At 37.8% G+C, this 20153-nt stretch carries 7 protein-coding genes; all 7 read left to right on the forward strand.

Annotated features, from left to right (window positions below):
* Positions 1-5 precede the first annotated feature (5 nt).
* The 7 genes from T375_RS13265 (at position 6) to T375_RS08595 (ending at position 19686) form a co-directional block, all read left to right on the forward strand.
* Positions 6-4808, forward strand: a complete 4803-nt coding sequence (locus tag T375_RS13265) for a response regulator (RefSeq protein ID WP_049960364.1) — start codon at positions 6-8, stop codon at positions 4806-4808.
* A 26-nt stretch (positions 4809-4834) separates the two neighbouring features.
* Complete coding sequence (locus T375_RS08570; protein WP_044937336.1) at positions 4835-6955, forward strand: HD domain-containing phosphohydrolase; 2121 nt, start codon at positions 4835-4837, stop codon at positions 6953-6955.
* Between the two features lie 32 nt (positions 6956-6987).
* Positions 6988-10644, forward strand: a complete 3657-nt coding sequence (locus T375_RS08575) for a hybrid sensor histidine kinase/response regulator (RefSeq protein ID WP_049960365.1) — start codon at positions 6988-6990, stop codon at positions 10642-10644.
* A 47-nt stretch (positions 10645-10691) separates the two neighbouring features.
* A complete protein-coding gene (locus T375_RS08580) occupies positions 10692-13199 on the forward strand; it encodes a response regulator (RefSeq protein WP_049960366.1) in 2508 nt (835 codons plus the stop codon).
* Positions 13200-13215: 16 nt separating this feature from the next.
* On the forward strand, positions 13216-13977 hold the full coding sequence (locus T375_RS13270) for a response regulator (protein ID WP_049960367.1): 762 nt from the start codon (positions 13216-13218) through the stop codon (positions 13975-13977).
* 13 nt (positions 13978-13990) lie between these two features.
* Positions 13991-18220, forward strand: a complete 4230-nt coding sequence (locus tag T375_RS08590; protein ID WP_044937549.1) for a hybrid sensor histidine kinase/response regulator — start codon at positions 13991-13993, stop codon at positions 18218-18220.
* 98 nt (positions 18221-18318) lie between these two features.
* On the forward strand, positions 18319-19686 hold the full coding sequence (locus T375_RS08595) for an MFS transporter (protein WP_044937339.1): 1368 nt from the start codon (positions 18319-18321) through the stop codon (positions 19684-19686).
* Positions 19687-20153: the final 467 nt, after the last annotated feature.

Below are 20153 nucleotides of genomic sequence, written 5' to 3' on the forward strand. Positions count from 1 at the left end.
TTTTAATGAGTAACATAGACAAAAAGAAGATAAAAATCCTAGTGATAGGAATTTTAATAAATGTTATCGGACGCTTTATTGCTAGCAAAACGCAATTTCCGGGCTATTTAAATTTGACCGGAATAGTTTATGCGTCTTATTATGGCGGCTGGCTTCTGGGCGTTATTACTGTACTTATAAGCGGATTCATATCTTCTTTCAATATAGCGATAGACATATATTATGTACCAATAGATATGGCTATGGCTATTTTCGTGTATTTACTAAGCAAGAAAAATAGATTCTTTAATAGATTTTTGTCAGTAATAAGTTTGGCATTAACTTTCTCGATTATTAAGGGCGTAATGCTTACTTTCAATACATACATGCTGTTTCCTGAGTCATCGGGAAATTACTACATTGATGCTTTGTCAGCCTACGTGTCCACTCATGGTGGTAGTGTACTTACATGCATTTTTGTTTGTAGCATGTATATAGCTTTTGCAGATTCTTTAGCAGCTTGTGTTTCAATATATATAGTTCGTAGGTTTTATAAGTTTTATTTTAGAAAGAAAAATGCGAAAAGACTTAAAAAATCCCTTGGGGCAAAGATTAGTCTTACAGCATTAGCAATATCTACAGCGCTGTCCTTTGCCAGTCCAATAGAGGCAGATGCTGAGTCTGAAATGAATATAAATTTCGTTCAGCGTATTTATAATAGTGACAATGGCCTGGTAGGCGGATGTGCCAATGACTTGACTCAGACTGCTGACGGTAGTATGTGGGTTGGAACCTATGGTGGATTGTATAGATTCAATGGTCAATCATTTCAATTGCTGGATACTATTGATTCTATAAGATCAGTTCAGTGCCTTTTTTCTGACGAGAGCGATAGACTTTGGGTTGGAACAAATGGTGCTGGCCTGACAATGTTACATGATGATTTGTCATATTCTGTAGTAAATGCTGATGATGGCTTACCATCAAACTCTGTTCGTGCAATAGTTGAAGATGATAATGGAAATTATTATGTAGGTACCACTGCGGGCCTTTCTGTAGTTCGAGTGGAAAATGAACAGATAAAGATAGTAAAGAACAGCATAGAAGTAGGCAATGTATCAAAAGAGGATATTGACAACAATGGTCATATCGCAGTGCTGAATACTGTTGGTGAGATAAGAGTATATTCTACAGATTCAGATGATGAAGTTACTTCATTCCAGTGTGATGAGGCAACAACATTAGAATATGATTTTGATGGCGCCTTGTATTTAGGTACAGATATGCAATGCATCTATAAGTACCAATACATAGATGGCGAATATGTGCAGGTGGATACTATAGAAACTCCTGGGCTCACATACATAAATGAAATATATTTCCATAGAAATGGAATGATTTATATAGCTTCTGATGCAGGAGTTGGATTTGTAGATTTAAATGGAAAAGCAAGCATCATTAATACAGGAAGCTTTGATAGTTCAGTTGAGCAGATATATGAGGACTATCAAGGAGACCTTTGGTTTACCTCTTATCGTAGAGGTCTTCTTTGCTTGAGTCCATCGGCTTTTGTGGATTTATTTGGAGTATGCAATGTTTCTCCTTCAGTTGCCAACGTAATTAGAAGTAAAAATAATCTTTTTTACATAGGAACTGATGATGGCCTTGTTATTTTAGATTATAACAATGGAACCTCTATCCAAAATGAAATAACTGATTTTTATAAAGAAACACGAATCCGTTCTATGACAACAGATGCTGATAACAATCTTGTTATAGCCGGTTATGGCAAGAATCTTATGGCCATTTCTGAGGATGGAGAATTCTTCCCATACATTACAGAAGGTAGTGAGCAGGTGCATGAAAGAAAGCAAAGATTTATTACAACACTGTCTGATGGAAGATTGTTGTTATCAAGTGAAAGTGGAATCGCTTTTATAAAGGATAGACATATCGATGGAACCCTTGAATTAGGAAAAGCTCTACGAAATGCCACGGTGTTAAATGCTGTAGAGATGGATGACGGAACAATTCTTGCAGGAACTGACGGTGATGGTATCGCTATTATCCGAAACGGTAGGGTAGAAAGCTACATAACAAATAATGACGGGTTATGCTCTAGCGTTATTCTTAGAATTGTTAAGGATAAAGTTGGCAACGGCTATTTTGTTATGACAGGAAGTGGAGTCTGCTATATGAATCTTAAATATCAGGTTCGTGAATTGAGCGGTATTCCATACTTTAACAACTTTGATTTGTACCAGGCTGATGATGGAAATGTTTATATTACAGGTGGCGCAGGTGTATACGTAGTTCGCTATGAAAACCTTATGGCTGGCCTTACTACAGATGTATACCAATTGCTGGATTCAAAGGAAGGTTTACCTGGAAGTCTTACAAGTAATGCATGGAATTTTGTAGCCGAAAATCACATATTGTTCCTTTGCGGTAGTACTGGAATCTATTCTCTTAACCTGGATAAATATGGAATGGATATAGATAACTATAAAGCAAAGATAACAGGCATTTCTCTTGATGGCACATATAAACCAATCACTACAAAGGATGAGATAATAATTCCTAGAGGTACTGAGCGAGTTGAGATAAACCTTGATTTAAACAACTTTACACCAACTGATCCATATGTCAGATATTATCTGGCAGGTGTGGATACAGAGAAAACCAAGGTTCAGGCCAGCGAATTAGGCACTATATCATATTTCCATATACCTTTTGGTACATATGAATTCCATATAGAGGTCCTCAACAAGGACAATAAGCTTTTAGTGGAACAGGTTTATACAATAGTAAAAGAGCGAGAAGCCTTTGAAACATTGTCCTTCAAACTCTATTACTATACAGAGTCTTTGTTAATTCTCATTGCCGTTATTGTAGCATTTGCTAATGGTGTAGTATTTACTTTGACAAAGAAGCAGAACGAAGAACACGAAGAGATAGTAAAGAAACTTCAGGATGAAAAGACAGCAGCCCTAGAGCGAAGCCTTAGAATGGAAGAGGAAGCAAACAAGATGAAGTCTGCTTTCCTTGCAAGTATGTCTCATGAAATCAGAACTCCTATCAATGCAATTATTGGTATGGGAACCATGATTACAAGAGAATCACAGGAGGACACAACAAAGAAATATGCAAGAGATATCAGAAATGCTAGCAAAACCTTGCTGGCGTTGATAAATGATATTCTCGATTTTTCTAAAATTGAATCTGGAAATCTTCAGTTGGTTGAAAGCGAATATGATTTGGCTATCATGGTAAACGATTTGGTAAATATGATTAAACCAAAAGCAGATGATAAGAGCCTTAGCTTCGACGTGAAGATTAATCCAGACATACCACAGTTCCTGTACGGTGATGATGTTCGAATTGAGCAGATTATTATCAACATTCTTAGCAATGCAGTTAAATATACACAAGAAGGTACTGTTACATTTGAAATGGATTATGCCTATGAGTCAGATGCCGAGATTGTTCTTAAGGTAAGTGTTTCAGATACTGGTATGGGTATTAAGGAAGAGGACCTTGCAAATCTGTTCTCACCTTATCAGAGATTTGATGAGCACAAGAACAAAAAGGTTGAAGGTACTGGCCTTGGAATGAGTATCACAAAGAGCTTGCTTGAAAAGATGCATAGCCAGCTTGAGGTTTCCAGTGTTTACGGTGAAGGATCAACTTTTGCATTCTCTCTTCTTCAGGAAGTTCGTGGCGATGAGAAGATCGGCGATTACAGAGAAAAGGCTAATGATGTTGAATCTGAGGATGCAGCAGAATCATTCCATGCACCAAATGCAAATATTTTGGTTGTGGATGATGTGGAAATGAACCTTATTGTAGCCAAGAATCTGTTGAAAAGAATTGAAATCCAGGTGGATACAGCATCATCAGGACCTCTTGCTGTTGATTTATCTCATTCAAGAAAGTACGACATTATATTCCTTGATGCAATGATGCCAGGTATGAGTGGTGAAGAAACATTGAAAGCTATTAGGGCCTCTTGTCCGATAAATAGCGATACTCCAATTATTGTTCTTACAGCAAATGCAGTAAAGGGCGCAAAAGAAGAGTATTTAGATGCGGGATTTACAGATTATCTTTCAAAGCCAATTGATGGACTTAAATTCGAGGCGATGATTGAAAGATATCTGACCGACGACAAAAAGATATACAATTTTGCTGGTGAATCAAAAATCAACAACTCTCAAGACGGTGAAAATACTGACATTCTTACATCTCTTAGAAAGATAGATGAGATGGATGTAGATTCAGGTATTGCAACTGCAGGAGATAAAGATACCTATTTGATTGTATGTAGAAGTTTCTACGAGACTGCCCCAGAGCGTATTCAGATGATAAAGGATTACTATGATGGTATGGATATTAAGAATTACACCATTCAGGTTCATGCCCTTAAATCATCTGCAAGATTAATTGGAGCAAATGACTTGTCTAATAAGGCCTTAGAGCTTGAAATGGCAGGCAAAGAGAATAACGTAGATACGATAACCGCAAATACGAATCGGGTTTTGGATATTTACACAGCCATATACGAAAAAATGAAGCTGGTATATGGAAATGATGAATCAAATACAGAGGAGGATATTGAAAAAGAACTTATAGCGCCAGAAGAGCTTTCAGATGCGTATGAAGCTTTGAAAGAGTTGATTCCACAGATGGAGTATGACGCTATAGAGATGCTATTCGAGGAGTTAGATAATTATCGATTACCTGAGACAGATGCTGAAACTATTGCAGAGTTAAAAAAGGCTTTAAAAGTCTTTGACTGGGATAAAATGGAGCAAATATTAAGTTTGTGATATACTACGCATAAGGGGACAGAGTGATGAAAAAAAAGGTTGAACGAAGTGTAATCTTAAATTATGTGGCGATGTTTGGAGGAGTATTCCTGAACTTCGCCCTGTCATTTCTTTCATACAAGGCAGAGCTACCTATGTACTTTGATAGTATAGGTACAATTGGTGTTGCCGCTGTATGCGGCATGCTGCCTGGATTTTTGGTTGCAGTTTTTACAAATCTTATCTGCAGCCTATATAATCCTTTTGCCATCTATTACGCTATCCTAAGCGTTCTTATGGCTGGAGTCACAGCAGTTTTCGTACACAGAAAATATTTTAAAAAGAAATACATGTACTTTGTATTCATACTGATATTGGCTTTAATATCAGGCGGGCTGGGTGCTATCATTCAGTTTTTACTGTTGGGCCAGCCTCAGTATGTAGAAGTTAGCCATCTATCAGAGTATATGGCTACCCATTTTGGTCTGAATTTCTATGTTTGGTTTTTCCTTGTAAATACATGCTTGAATATTGTTGATAAAGGCATCTCTGTCTGGATAGTATTTCTGGTATTGAAGTTCATACCAGAAAAGAATCTGGATGGAATATGGGATATTGGCTGGCAACAGCGCCCACTTACTCCTGTAGAGCTGAAGCGTATTAAGCTTTCTTCCAAGAAAAATGGAGGAAAGCTTCAAAAGCGTGTTTCAAGAATGCTTGTAATGGCAGCATTTACAATGACAATCATTATGGGCGTAATAAGCATGCACTTGTTCTATACAAATGCAAAGGATAGATATATCGCCAATGCTACAGGTGCTGCAAAAATGGCATCCAATGTAATAAATACTGATAGACTAGATGCTTATGCAAAAAAAGGCCACGAAGTTGGAGATTATATTGAAATCGAAAATGCTCTTTATGACATAAGATCAAACTTTGAAGGCGTAGAGTATCTTTATGTGGTACGTATTCGTGAGGATGGTTGTCAGTTCATATTTGATTTGGCAACAGATACAGAGGAGCCATATGCACCAGGTGAAATAGTTCCTTTTGAGGAGGCTTTTGAAGAGTATTTACCAGCTCTGTTTGCTGGAGAAGAAATAGCCCCAATAGAATCGAATGAAAAATCTGGTTGGGTTGTGACGAAGTATTATCCAGTTAAGGATTTTAGTGGAAACACAGTTTGCTATGCCTGCGCCGATGTAAAGATGGACTATGTTTCTGACTATTTCAAAGGCTATGTAATAAAGGTTGTATTGATTTTCTCAGGATTCTTCCTTTTGATATTAGCTTATGGTATGTGGCTATCCAGATATTTCTTGGTATACCCAATAAATAGTATGGCTGCATGTACCAATGATTTCATGTCTGATGATGACAATCAGACAGCACTTGAAGAAAACGTACGAAAGATAAAAGCCCTTGATATTCATACAGGGGATGAAATAGAAAACCTTTATCGAACCCTTTGCACTATGACAGAGAGCACATCTGAAAAGATGAAGGATGTAAGACAGCAGGCAAAGGCTATTAACCAGATGCAGACAGGTTTGATTATAACCATGGCGGACTTGGTGGAAAACCGTGACTCTGATACTGGTTATCACATTCAAAAAACTGCTGATTATGTAAAGATAATTTTGGCAGGATTGAAGAAGAAGGGATACTATTCAAAGAAACTTACACCAAAATTTATTGCCGATGTGGAAATGTCAGCACCTTTGCACGATATAGGAAAAATCAATATTCCGGATGCTGTATTAAATAAGCCTGGAAAGCTTACAGACGAAGAATATGAAATTATGAAGACCCATACAACTGCTGGAAAGGCAATTATGGAAAAGGCTATCAGTACAGTTAAGGGTGAAAGTTATTTGAAGGAAGCCAGAAATATGGCTGCCTATCATCATGAGAAGTGGGATGGTTCAGGGTATCCTGAGGGATTGAAGGGAGAGGTTATTCCTCTTTCTGCAAGAATAATGGCAGTAGCAGATGTATTTGATGCATTGACAGCAAGAAGAGTTTACAAAGATCCAATGCCTTTTGAAAAGGCCATGGATATTATAGTGAAGGATTCAGGAACACATTTTGATCCAAAATGTGTTGAAGTATTCGTAGAAGCTGAAAAAGAAGTCAGAAGAGTACTAAAGAAGTACCAGGAATAGTTTTTGATTTGCAGCTTTAGGGGGCAGAGTAAATGAAAAAAAGAAATGCAGGGAAGATGCTGGCGTTAGTTATGGCATCGGCAACGCTTTTATCAGTCACAGCTTTATATCAAACATCATATAGCTATGCAAAGGATTCAAATGTAGATGGATCTTCTTCAGCTACGGAAAATTTGGAGAAAAATGGCGGAGGTTATGCGGTTTCACATCAGTTAAGGGATGTAGGTTATGCTACAAAACTATACGATGCAACTAATGGCCTTCCTACTTCCGATGCAAACTACATTTTGGCAGCAAGTGATGGATATATATGGATTGGTAGCTATGGTGGAATTATAAAATATGATGGCACCACATTTGAAAGACTTGATTCTTCAGATGGTTTGACAAATGGAAAAGCACTTTTTGAAGATAGCAAGGGGCGAATTTGGGTTGGCACAAACGATAATGGTATTGTAATTATCGACGGCGAGGACCATATCCCAATTACATATAAAGAAGGTCTTCCTTCATCATCTATCAGGAGCTTTGCAGAAGATTCTCATGGTGATATTTTTGTGGGAACCACGGGAGGAATATGCTTAATTGATGAAGAACTAAATGTGGTTGAGTTAGATGATGATAGATTAAAAGACGAATATATTACTCGACTCTATACCGATTCTAAGGACAGAATCGTTGGAAATACAAGAGATGGAGATGTTTTTGTAATAAATAACGATTCCGTCACAAATTTTTATTTAAGTACAGATATAATAGAAGGCACAGTTTCTACAATCTATCCAGATAGTGAAGCAGAAGATGAATTTTACATAGGAAGTGATACTGGAGTTCTTTATCATGGAAGTCTTTCTGATGATTTCTCTGATTTACAGTCTATCGATTTATCCAATTATGTTACAAGGATAGCTAATATTACTTATGTCTGTAAAAGGTTGTGGGTAATAAGCGATGACCAGGTGGGATATTTAGATGCAAAAAACAATTTCCATGTTCCACAAAACATTCCTATAAGTAGTGGAATAGAAATGGTTACCTCTGATTATCAAGGAAACTTGTGGATTGCATCTACAAGACAGGGTGTTGCAAAAATTGTCACAACAAACTTCCAAAACATTACTGATTTAGCAGGCTTGGAAAATCAAGTTGTTAATGCCACATGTTTGTACGGTGAAGATGTATATATAGGTACAGATAAAGGGCTAAATATTGTTAATAAAAAGTACAAGGCCATAGAGAATGAGCTTACAGAATTATTAGCAGATACCCGTATAAGATGTCTTACAGTTGATGATAAAAACAATCTGTGGATATCAACATATAACAATGGCTTTGGTCTTATCTGTTATTCAGAAAATGGGCAGATGACATTTTACAATCAGGAAAATGGTTTTATTAGTGATGGTATTAGATGTACAACTATTGCCAAGGATGGAACAATACTGGTTGGTACAAACGATGGAGCAGCATTTATCAAGAATGGTCAGGTGGTAAAAACTATTACCGCAGCTGACGGTCTTGAAAATGAGGTGTGCCTTACAGTGGAAGAAAGTGCTGATGGAACAATTTACATTGGCACAGATGGTGGCGGTCTGTTCTGCTATTCAGATGGACAACTTAGTAAGCTAGACAGAGATGCTGGTCTCACATCAGACGTTATTCTTCGTGTAAAGAATGATGAAGCTCATGGCGTTGATTGGATAATTACATCCAATTCTATTCAGTATATCCAAGATGGGGAGATTTATAACGTAAAGACCTTCCCATATAACAACAATTTCGATATTGTTGCTGATGATAATGATAACTACTGGGTATTGTCTTCATATGGCATTTTCTGCGTGGACACTAAGTCTATGTTAGAAGATAACATTGTAGAGTATGCTTTGTATAATTCATCAACTGGGCTTACAAGTATACCAACTGCTAATGCTTTTAGTGCAATTGATGAGAATGGCAATCTTTATATCGCAGGACGTTCAGGGGTAAATTCCGTAAACATAGACAAGTTCTATAGACAGACTAGTGAAATAAAAATAAGCCTAAAAGAAATTGAGTACGATGGCATAGAGGTAGAGCCAGATAAAAACGGAGTATACACTATTCCTGCAGATGCCGGCCGAATTTTTATGAAGCCAGCTATCCTGAACTATACCTTGTCAGACCCACTTGTACGAATCTACCTGGAGGGGGATTCAAAATCAGGTATCGCTGATTATCAAAGCGAACTTGGAGCACTGGAATATACAAGTCTTAGCTATGGAACATACACCCTTCATCTACAGATTATTGATGATAACACACAAAGAGTATACCAGGATTCCGTATATACGATAGAAAAGAAACCACATGTATTTGAACTTGTGATAGTGCGAGTTTTAATAGGCGCAGTAATAGCTTTGTTGGTTGCACTTCTGGTATGGCGAATCATGACAAACACTGTTATTCGCAAGCAGTATAAGGAAATCCAGGCAGCCAAGGAAGAAGCCGAAAGAGCAAACAGTGCAAAATCAAGATTCTTGGCAAATATGTCTCATGAAATAAGAACACCTATTAATACTATTTTAGGTATGGATGAGATGATTCTTCGTGAAAATGGAGATGGGGCTTCAAAGAATTACTATATGTCCATAGTTAATTATGCGTTGGATATTCGTTCTGCAGCTGAGACATTGCTTAGTCTTATCAATGATATTTTGGATCTGTCAAAGATAGAGTCTGGAAAGATGCATCTTGTTGAACAGGAATATCGCACAGAAGAACAAATCCGCGGCATGGTCAAAATGATTCGCATTAGAAGTGACCAAAAGGGATTAAGCTTTGATTTGGATATTGATGAAAATTTACCTTCTAAGCTTTATGGTGACTTTGGAAAGATTAAGCAGGTAGTATTAAATCTTCTTACCAATGCTGTTAAGTATACAGAGGAAGGTGGATTTACATTAAAGATTGCAGTTCTGGAGCAGACAATGGGCAAGTGTAAGATTCTGTTTTCTGTTAAGGATACTGGAATTGGTGTAAAAGCAGAAGATATCGACAAGCTGTTTTCTGCCTTTGAGCGCCTGGATGAGGAAAGAAACACAGAAATTCAGGGTACAGGTCTGGGCCTGGATATATCAAAACAATTTGCAGAGCTGATGAATGGTTCACTTACCTGTGAAAGCGTCTACGGTGAAGGTTCTGAGTTCAAATTTATTATTGAACAGGAAATCGTGGATGAAACACCAATTGGTGAGTTTAACGAAGAAGTTGCCGAGGCAATGAGAGGCCCTTATGCACCACTTTTTGTAGCACCGGACGCATCTGTTTTGATAGTAGATGACAACAAAATGAACCTTACTGTTGTAAAAGGCTTATTGAAGGAAACAAAAGTATTTGTGACAACAGCCGTATCAGGTGAGGAGTGCTTAGAGAAGCTAAAATATGGTGAATACGATGTAGTATTTCTTGATCATTTAATGCCTGGTATGGATGGAATTGAAACAGTTGCAAAGATTAGAGAAAAGTATCCTGATTTACCAGTTTACGCCTTTACAGCTAATTCAATGCCTGAAGGTGATGATTACTATACATCAAGGGGCTTCAATGGATATGTTACTAAGCCGGTGGATGGCATAGCTTTAGAAAAAATTATTAGAAAACACCTTAGCGACCATGTGGTAATGGAATTAAACGAAGTAGCCCAATAGAAACATATTAGTATCAAAGACGAAGAGTTACTTCAGGGGACAAGATAATGGAATTTTTACAAAGAATACAATTAAGTGTAATGTTGTTTTTTAGTGGAGCTTGCGGAGTTTTGATGATTCTTACAGCTTTCACTAGAACAATGACACCAACAAGAAGACGAATACTTTTATACATGCAGACAGTTGCTATGTTGCTGCTTTTGTTCGATAGGTGCGCTTATATCTATCGAGGAGATGTGAGTGAGCTAGGCTATTACATGGTGAGAATAAGCAATTTTTGTGTGTATATGTTTTCTCTTGCTGCATCCCATTCATTTAATCTTTATTTGATAGATTTGTATAGAGGACCAGATAAGTTAAATAGGGTGCCAATGCAGTTATACTTTAATGAGATATTTTTTACATCAGGCATGTTAATGCTCATTGTCTCTCAGTTTACGGGACTGTATTACACCTTTGATGAGATGAATAGATATCAGCGAGGAAGTGGCTACATACTTAGTTATGTTATGCCGTTTTTAATGCTGACTACTCAGTTGTATTCAATTATTGCTTACCGTAAGTCACTTAGAAGAAATGAGTTTATACCGGTATTTTTGTTCGGCGCCATGCCTTATGTGGCAACTGTATTGCAGATATTTTTTTACGGACTGTCCCTCATAAATATCACACTTGTGGGAATGGTTGTCCTTTTATATTTCTTTGAAATTAAAAACCTTAATGAATTAAATGAGGCGAAGATTAGAGCAGAGGAAGCAAACACTGCAAAGTCCAGATTCCTTGCAAATATCTCCCATGAAATACGTACACCTATTAATACTATCATGGGTATGGACGAAATGATTCTTCGTGAGGATGCCACAGATGTTCCACAGGACTATTATAAAAATGTTATTGGATATGCAAAGGACATACAGGCAGCTTCGGAATCGCTACTTATTCTTGTAAATGATATTTTGGATATTTCTCAAATCGAATCAGGCAGCATGCACATTGATGAGCATGAGTATGATTTGAATGAGCTTCTGAAAAACTTTGTAGCAATGATTCGACCAAAATGTGAAGCTAAGGAAATAGATTTCAATGTGGATGTAGATAAAAACCTTCCTGAAAAGGTATTTGGTGATGTTAATAAAATCAAGCAGATAGTTATTAATATTTTGACCAATGCTGTAAAGAATACTGAAGAGGGGCATATCGATTTTCAGGTGGAGCTTTTAGAGAGAAAGCAGGAAGACTGTAAAATCAGATTTACTGTTAAAGATACTGGTATCGGAATGCGTCCAGAGGAGCTGGAGGATTTGTTTTCAGCATTTGAGCTTCTTGATGTGGTTAAGAACAGTAACATCAAGGGCTCTGGCTTGGGACTTGATATTTCACGACATTTTGCTGAGATGATGGGTGGCAAAATCGATTGCACCAGTGAATATGGCCATGGCACGGTATTTTCATTTGAAATAAGCCAAAAGGTTGTTGAAAATACAATTATTGGAGATTTTGAAAGCTATGATGAAGCTCCAACAAAGGGTGCATATATTCCTAGATTCATTGCGCCAGATGTTAGTGCACTTGTAGTTGATGATAATCCGATGAATCTTTCAGTTATCAAAGGACTTTTATCAGCCACAAAGATGTATATCGTAACAGCTGCCTCTGGTGAGGAATGTTTACAGAAAATCGAAGAGGCAAACTACGATATAGTGCTTTTGGATCACATGATGCCGGGCATGGATGGTCTTGAAACTGTTGCCAAGATAAGGGAGAAGCATAAAAAGCTTCCAGTTATTGCACTTACTGCAAACTATATTTCAAATGGTGACGAGTTCTACACCTCCAAGGGCTTCGATGGATATCTTCCTAAACCAGTTGATGGCGAAACATTGGAGAAAACCATCAGAGAGTTTTTACCAAACAGCGTGGTAATGGATGTAGATGAGGCTGATTTACCAGTTCAAGAGATGGAACTTCCAGATGAGTACGATTGGATTAACGATGTGGAAGGCATTTCTGTGGAAGACGGAATCAGATACAGCGGAAGTGGAGAAGGCTTTGTTGACGCATTAAAGATGTTTGTAGACACCCTTGAAGAAAATGCAAACACTATCAAAAAGGCCTTTGATGAAAAAGATTTAAAATTCTTTACTGTTAAAGTTCACGCACTTAAGAGTACAGCAAGAATAATAGGAGCGATGAATCTTTCTAATCTTGCAAAAGAGCTGGAGGATGCGGGCAAGACTGGAAATGTGGAGTTTATTCAAAACAATAGTGAAAAATTACTAAAAGAATATAGAAAATTTAAAGAAAAGCTGGAAAATTTAATTGAAGTAGAGGATGATAGTGATAAGGAATTAATTTCTGACTCAGAATTGCAGGAAGCATACCAGGCAATAAAAGAATTAGCTCCACAAATGGATTACGATTCAATAGAGATGGTGCTTGAACAAGTGCACGAATATCGTCTACCAAAGGAAGAAGCAGTGTTGGTAGCAGATATTGAAAAGGCACTTAGAACTTTTGATTGGGATAAGATGGAAGATCTTTTAAAGGACAAATAAAAAGTGGAGGATATGTATGGGGCAGGATGAAAAGGTACTGATAATTGGTCAAAAGGAATCCTTTATTATCAGGGTATTATTAAAAAAATTGGCAGATGCAAGAATAAATGCAAACTTTGTGGTGACAAAGTTAAATGAGATAAACGACAATCTTGATGGTGTATCACTGATTACTTTTTATATGGAGCCAGATGAAAGGCTTGATGAGGAAGTGGAACGCTTCCTTGTTGATAAAATGTCTGATAAGGATATGGAAATTGTTTTAATCGGTGAGCCTAACGATACAAGCGAGGTCGCAAAGGGAATACCAAAGGAATTTATATGCGATATTCTACCAAGGCCTCTTGATTATGAAAAATACATTGATGTGGTTAATAACTACTACATGAAGGCATCCACAGGTGCGCTTAAAAAGAGCATTCTGATTGTGGATGATGATCCAAACTATATGAATTTGGTTCGCGAGTGGTTGAAGGATACTTACAAGGTTTCAATGGCCACATCAGGCCTTAGAGCTATCAAGTGGCTAGGGGCCAATAAGGTGGATTTGATTTTACTGGATTACGAGATGCCTGTAACTGACGGCCCACAGGTTCTTGAAATGCTTAGGGCAGATGATGATACAAGGGACATTCCGGTTATGTTTTTAACTGGCAGGGATGATAAGGATAGTGTTATGGCGGTAGTAGCTCTCAAGCCAGAGGGGTACTTCCTGAAGACTATAGGAAAGGATGAGTTGCTTAGCAAACTCAAATTATTCTTCGTGCCAAAAGAATAACTATCTAAAGACTATGATTAGTAAAAAAATTTTGAGGGGTGTATTAGCTGTTGCATTAGTAGGTTTTCTTGGCTATATAGCTGTAGGGACAGCTGTAGCTAAGACTGATGTGTCACAGTCAGAAAAGGTTCAGATGGGTGGTGGCTATGCCGCATCTAATCAGCTAAGCGGAGTGGGATATTCTGCTGTAATGTACGATGCCACAAATGGGCTACCTACTTCTGAGGCAAATTATATTTTGGCTTCTAGTGACGGTTATATTTGGATTGGTGGTTACAGTGGTATCATCAGATACGATGGTTCTGATTTTACCCGATTCACCTCTACAGAAGGACTGACTAGCGGCAGAGCTTTATTTGAAGATTCACAGGGAAGAATCTGGTTTGGAACAAATGACAATGGTGTAGTTTATTTTGATCTAGACTATGAATCTGTACATTTAACTACCGATGATGGTTTGCCATCTTCGTCTATACGTACTTTTGCAGAGGATGATGCTGGCAATATTTTCATAGGTACAACTGAGGGTATCGCTTATTACGATACTGAGAATAATCTATGTCATCTTGATGACGATAGACTTAATACAAAACGAATCTTGAAGATGACAACAGGCTTTGGAGGGACTGTGTATGGTTATGCCAAGTCTGGTGAAATCTTTTCTATTGATAAGTGCCAGATTTCGGCCTTCTTTAACGGGGATGAAATTGGCAACTTAAATATCACAAACATAGTGGCTGACCCTGATAATCAGGGGAAGGTATTCATTGGCACAAAATCCGACAAGCTCTATTACGGGGATTTTGGGGCCAAATTTCAGGACATGCTAGAAATAAATGTAAGTCCACTTAATACAATTAAGTGGATTGAATATGCCTGTGGAAGAATGTGGATAGCGTCCGAAACTCAGCTTGGATATGTGGATGAAAATCTAAATTTTAATCTTGTGAAAGATATTCCTGTTACTAGTGGAATTGAAATGCTTACATGTGACTACCAGGGCAATCTTTGGATAGCGTCTTCAAAACAGGGCGTTATGAAGTTGGTGCTGAATTATTTTACCAACATTACTGAACGCTCTGGTTTAATGGCTGAAGCGGTAAATACCACATGTGTCTACGAAAATTCTTTGTATATTGGAACCAGCGAAGGCTTAAGGATTCTAAAGGATTTCCAAACTCCTACGGAAAATGAGCTCACGGAATATATTGGAAATGCAAAGGTCCGTTGCATTATTAAAGATGATAAGAACAATCTTTGGATTGCAACCTTTGCTACAGAAGAAGGCCTGGTTAAATATAGCGTTGATGGTACAATTACAAGCTTTACAACAGAAGAAGGTATGCCTAGTAATGAAATCCGATGTATTAACCAAATGTCAGATGGAAGTATTGTTGCTGGCACAAATGGAGGAATTGCCATTATCAAGAACAGTCATGTGACGGATGTTATTGATAGTGAAAGTGGCATAAAAAATACTGTTATTTTGGATGTAGAAGAAGGACAGGATGGGGAGATTTATGCAGCCACTGACGGAGACGGAATCTACGTTATTAAAGATAGATACATTGAAAAAATAGGCAAGGATAAGGGACTTACCAGTGATGTAATAGTAAAAATTAAATGGGATGATCAACGTCAGGTTTATTGGATAATCACTTCAAATTCCATGGAATATATGAAGGATGGTGAGATAACAGCAGTGACCACATTCCCATACAGCAATAATGATAGTATCTATTTCGATGATCATGGAGGATTGTGGATTCTAGCTACTAATGGCTTGTATTGGGTTGAAGCTACTGAAATGCTAGAGGATAATGTGCAGTCCTACAAGCTATATACTTTTGCCAATGGACTAACCAGCATGCCTGTCACTCAGGCATATAGCGACATCGATGAAGACGGAAACCTGTATATTTCAGGAATGAGCGGTGTATCAGTATATAATATCAATGCTGATACTACCGGTGATGTGGTAATAAAGACTGGTATTACAGAGATAAAATCTGATGACGAGTTTTTGATGCCAAATGAGGATGGTACATATACTCTTCCAGCCACAAAGGGCCGTATCACTATTCATCCTGCAGTACTTGATTACACCATGACAAATCCTCTGGTAAAGGTATATCTGGAGGGAAGTATCGACAAAGGAATTATGGTATACAGGGATGCTTTGCCAACATTAGAGTTTACAGAACTTAGGTACGGCCACTATACTCTTCACATTCAAATACTGGATAGTATCACAAAGGAAGTTTTGATTGATGACCAGTACAAAATAGTCAAGGAACCAAGATTTTTTGAGTTAACTATAATCAGAGTGTTGATGACTATATTGACCTTAGTGCTTGGTGGATTTGTTGTTTGGCGTATAATGACCTGGACTGTTATCAGAAGGCAGTACCATGAAATCGAAGCAGCCAGGGATGAGGCAGAGCGTGCAAATTCTGCAAAATCACGCTTCCTTGCAAATATTTCACATGAAATCCGTACCCCTATCAATACAATCATGGGCATGGATGAAATTATTCTAAGAGAAAATCCTGAGGGTGTGCCACGTCAGTATCTAATGTCTGTCATCAATAGTGCCATGGACATTAGAACAGCATCGGAATCATTGCTTAGCCTGATTAATGAGATTCTTGATATTTCTAAAATTGAATCAGGCAAGATGCATTTGGTGGAACAGGATTATGAGCCAGCGGACCAGCTTCGTTCTATCATTACAATGATTAGAGTGCGAAGTGATCAGAAGGATTTGAGCTTTAATGTGGAGGTAGATGAAAAGCTTCCTACAATTTTATATGGCGATGCTGGAAAGATAAAACAGATTACCTTGAATCTTCTTACAAATGCTGTTAAATACACGGAAAAAGGTGGTTTCACCTTAAAGGTATTGGTAACTGATATAACTGAAGAGTACTGTGATGTGAGAATCTCTGTAAAGGATACCGGTATAGGCGTTAGAGAAGAGGATTTGGATAAGCTATTTACCGCCTATGAAAGACTTGATGAAAAGCGTAACAGCGGTATTCAGGGCACAGGCCTTGGCCTTGATATATCTCGTAGATTTAGCGAGCTGATGGGTGGCAACCTGTGGTGTGAAAGTGTGTATGGTGAAGGCTCAGAATTTATTTTCACATTCCGCCAGCAGATTATTGATTCAACTCCTATAGGCGAGTTTAAGGAGCGAGAGGATGCAGCGCCACCAGGTTTCTACGCTCCACAGTTTATAGCTCCAGATGGAGAGCTTTTAGTTGTTGATGATAGTCCAATGAATCTAAATGTATTCAAGGGACTGCTTCGTCCAACGCAGATTAAAATCACAACAGCCTCCAGTGGCCCGGAGTGTCTTGAAATTCTTGATAAAAAGAAGTTTGATGTGGTCCTGTTAGACCATATGATGCCGGATATGGATGGTATTGAAACCAACGCAATTATCAAGGAACGCTTCCCGGATTTGCCAGTGTATGCACTTACTGCAAACAATATGGCTGATGCAGATGAGTTTTATAAATCCCATGGTTTTATGGGATATCTTTCAAAACCGATTGATTCGGCTGTTATGGAAAAGACACTTATGCAGCATCTGGGAGACAAAATTATTGAAAAGCCTGCCACAGATATGGTAGCTAACGAGCCTACAGATTTACCAGATAATCTGCAATGGCTCAAGGAAGTGGATGGGCTTAATACAGATGAAGGTATCATAAATTCCGGTGGTGTGTCTGTTTATACCATTTCCATAAAAGATTTCTATGGAACGATTGATTATAATGCAGATACCATCGAAGAGGCATACAATGCCAACGATATCAAGCTTTATACTGTAAAGGTTCATGCCCTAAAGTCATCTGCAAGAATAGTAGGTGCACCAGAATTATCTGCTCTGGCTGAAAGACTTGAGGAAGCTGGAAAGAAAAATGATATCGATTTCATTAACGGAAATACGAAGAAGCTTCTGACAGATTATAGAGCCTATAAAGAAAAGCTGGCAAGGTTGGCAGAGGAAGAAAAGGCGGATGAAGAAGAAAAGCCAGATATTGATTTAGATGAGCTTAGTGGTGCATATGAAGCTTTATCTGAGCTGGTGCAGCAGATGGATTATGACGGAGCCGAAATGGTTATTTCTGAAGTTCGCCAGTATAAGCTTCCAAATAAGGACCATAAAAAATTTGAAGAGCTAGAGAAAGCTCTTAAGCGTTTCGATTGGGATGCGATGGAAAATTTATTGTAGATTTGTTAAGGGTTAGCCATGTGGCTAACCCTTTAATTTGCTGAAAAAAGGGTATATAATCTTACTTGGGTATAAATATAAAGGGGGATAATTGAATAATGAAACAACTCAAACCTATTACTAACAAACTCTTGTGGATCTTTGCATTAGGGCAGTTTGGATGGAGTCTTCTATCTGGTGTGGTATCTAACTGGATGGTTTACTACTACACAGGTACACCAAGTGCACAGAATCCTAACACAGGTCTTTTTGCATCTGGAATCACTCAAAATCCAATTCTTTTCAAATTAACATTGTTTGGTCTTGTGCTTGCCTGCGGTCGAATTTTCGATGCAATCACAGATCCACTTATTGCTGGCTGGTCAGATGGAGCTGACTATAAGGGCGGCAGACGTATTCCATTTATGAGAGCCATGGCAGTTCCATTTGCTCTATGTACTATTGGTCTTTTTGTGCTTCCACAAACAAGTAACGTAGTCGTAAATGACGTAGTGCTGTTTGTACTTTTAATGGTGTTCTATCTTTTTATGACAATGTTCTGCACACCTTACAACGCTCTTATTGCAGAGCTAGGTGACACACAGCAGCATCGTATAAACGTATCAACATACATTTCATTTACATTTATTGTAGGTCAGTCTATTTCATTCTTACTTCCAAACGTTGCGGGAGCTTTGGAGGGAAGCTTTGGACAGGCTGGTTCCATCAGAATGTCAGTTGCAATCATGGCAGCTATAGCTTGTATTGCAATGCTCATTCCAGCATTTTATATCAATGAACGAGACTACATCGAAAGCAAACCAAGTGAGACAAAGCCATTTTCATCACTTGTTAAGACATTCTCTAATGTACAGTTCAGACACTTCGTATACAGTGATGTTATTTATTTCTTTGCACTTACATTATTCCAGACAGGTCTTGCATTCTACGAGACACAGCTTATGGAAATCGAAGATACATGGACATTTGTCCTTACTGCAACAATGACATTCATCAGCGTTTGCCTCTATCCAGCAGTAAACATCTTAGCTAAGAAAATTGGCAAGAAGCAGCTTATTATCCTTGGATTCTTTGCATACGCATGTGTATTCCTTGTAACAACATTCTGTGGCAAGGGATTACAGTGGGGCTTCATTATTGCTGTTGCAGCATCTATCCCAATGGCAATCCTTGGAATTCTTCCACAGGCATGTGTTGCCGATGTTGCTGAGCTTACACGTCTTGAAACTGGAGAGGACAGAAGCGGTATGTTCTTTGCAGCCCGTACATTTGCATTCAAGATGGGTCAGGCTATTGCAATGGTAGTATTTACATCGGTAACAGTTGCCCAGACAAAGGGAAGCTACCGTATGACAGCAGCTATCGCATTTGTTACTTGCTTCATTGGAGCTTGTATCTTCTTCACATTCAATGAAAAGCAGATACTTGGTCGCATCAAGGAACTGAAGGGTAGCGAGGAAATCTAGAAATTCTCAGAATTTAAGAGTTTTTATAGTCAAAATAATGTTGTAACCTGATATTCTAGGGCTTCTGTTAAGTACTTAAGTTTATATCAAGTTTTTTAGAAATAAACTTAATCAAAAGTTAAGTGAAAAATGAATTCTCAAATATCCACTTAAAACTGCTAATAGCAGTTAAGTGGATATTTTTTAATTTGAAAAAAACTTACTTTTTCCTGATTATAATCACCCAAAAAGATGGTGAGTTAAGTTTATATTTCTGTATTAGATATTTCACTTAGATTTTTATTAAGTGAATAATATGATATCCATATTTCACTTAACTCATCTAGAAAAATATAAGTTTTTTTGAAAAAAATTGATATTCACTTAAGCGCGCTTTCAAATTTTAAGTGGAAAATGATAGACATGTATTTTCACTTAACAGATATAATGAAAGAGTAGCAGAAAATAAGAGTTACAAACCCAAGAAA

Source organism: Pseudobutyrivibrio sp. LB2011, from assembly GCF_000701765.1.
GTDB classification, from domain to species: Bacteria; Bacillota; Clostridia; order Lachnospirales; family Lachnospiraceae; genus Pseudobutyrivibrio; species Pseudobutyrivibrio ruminis.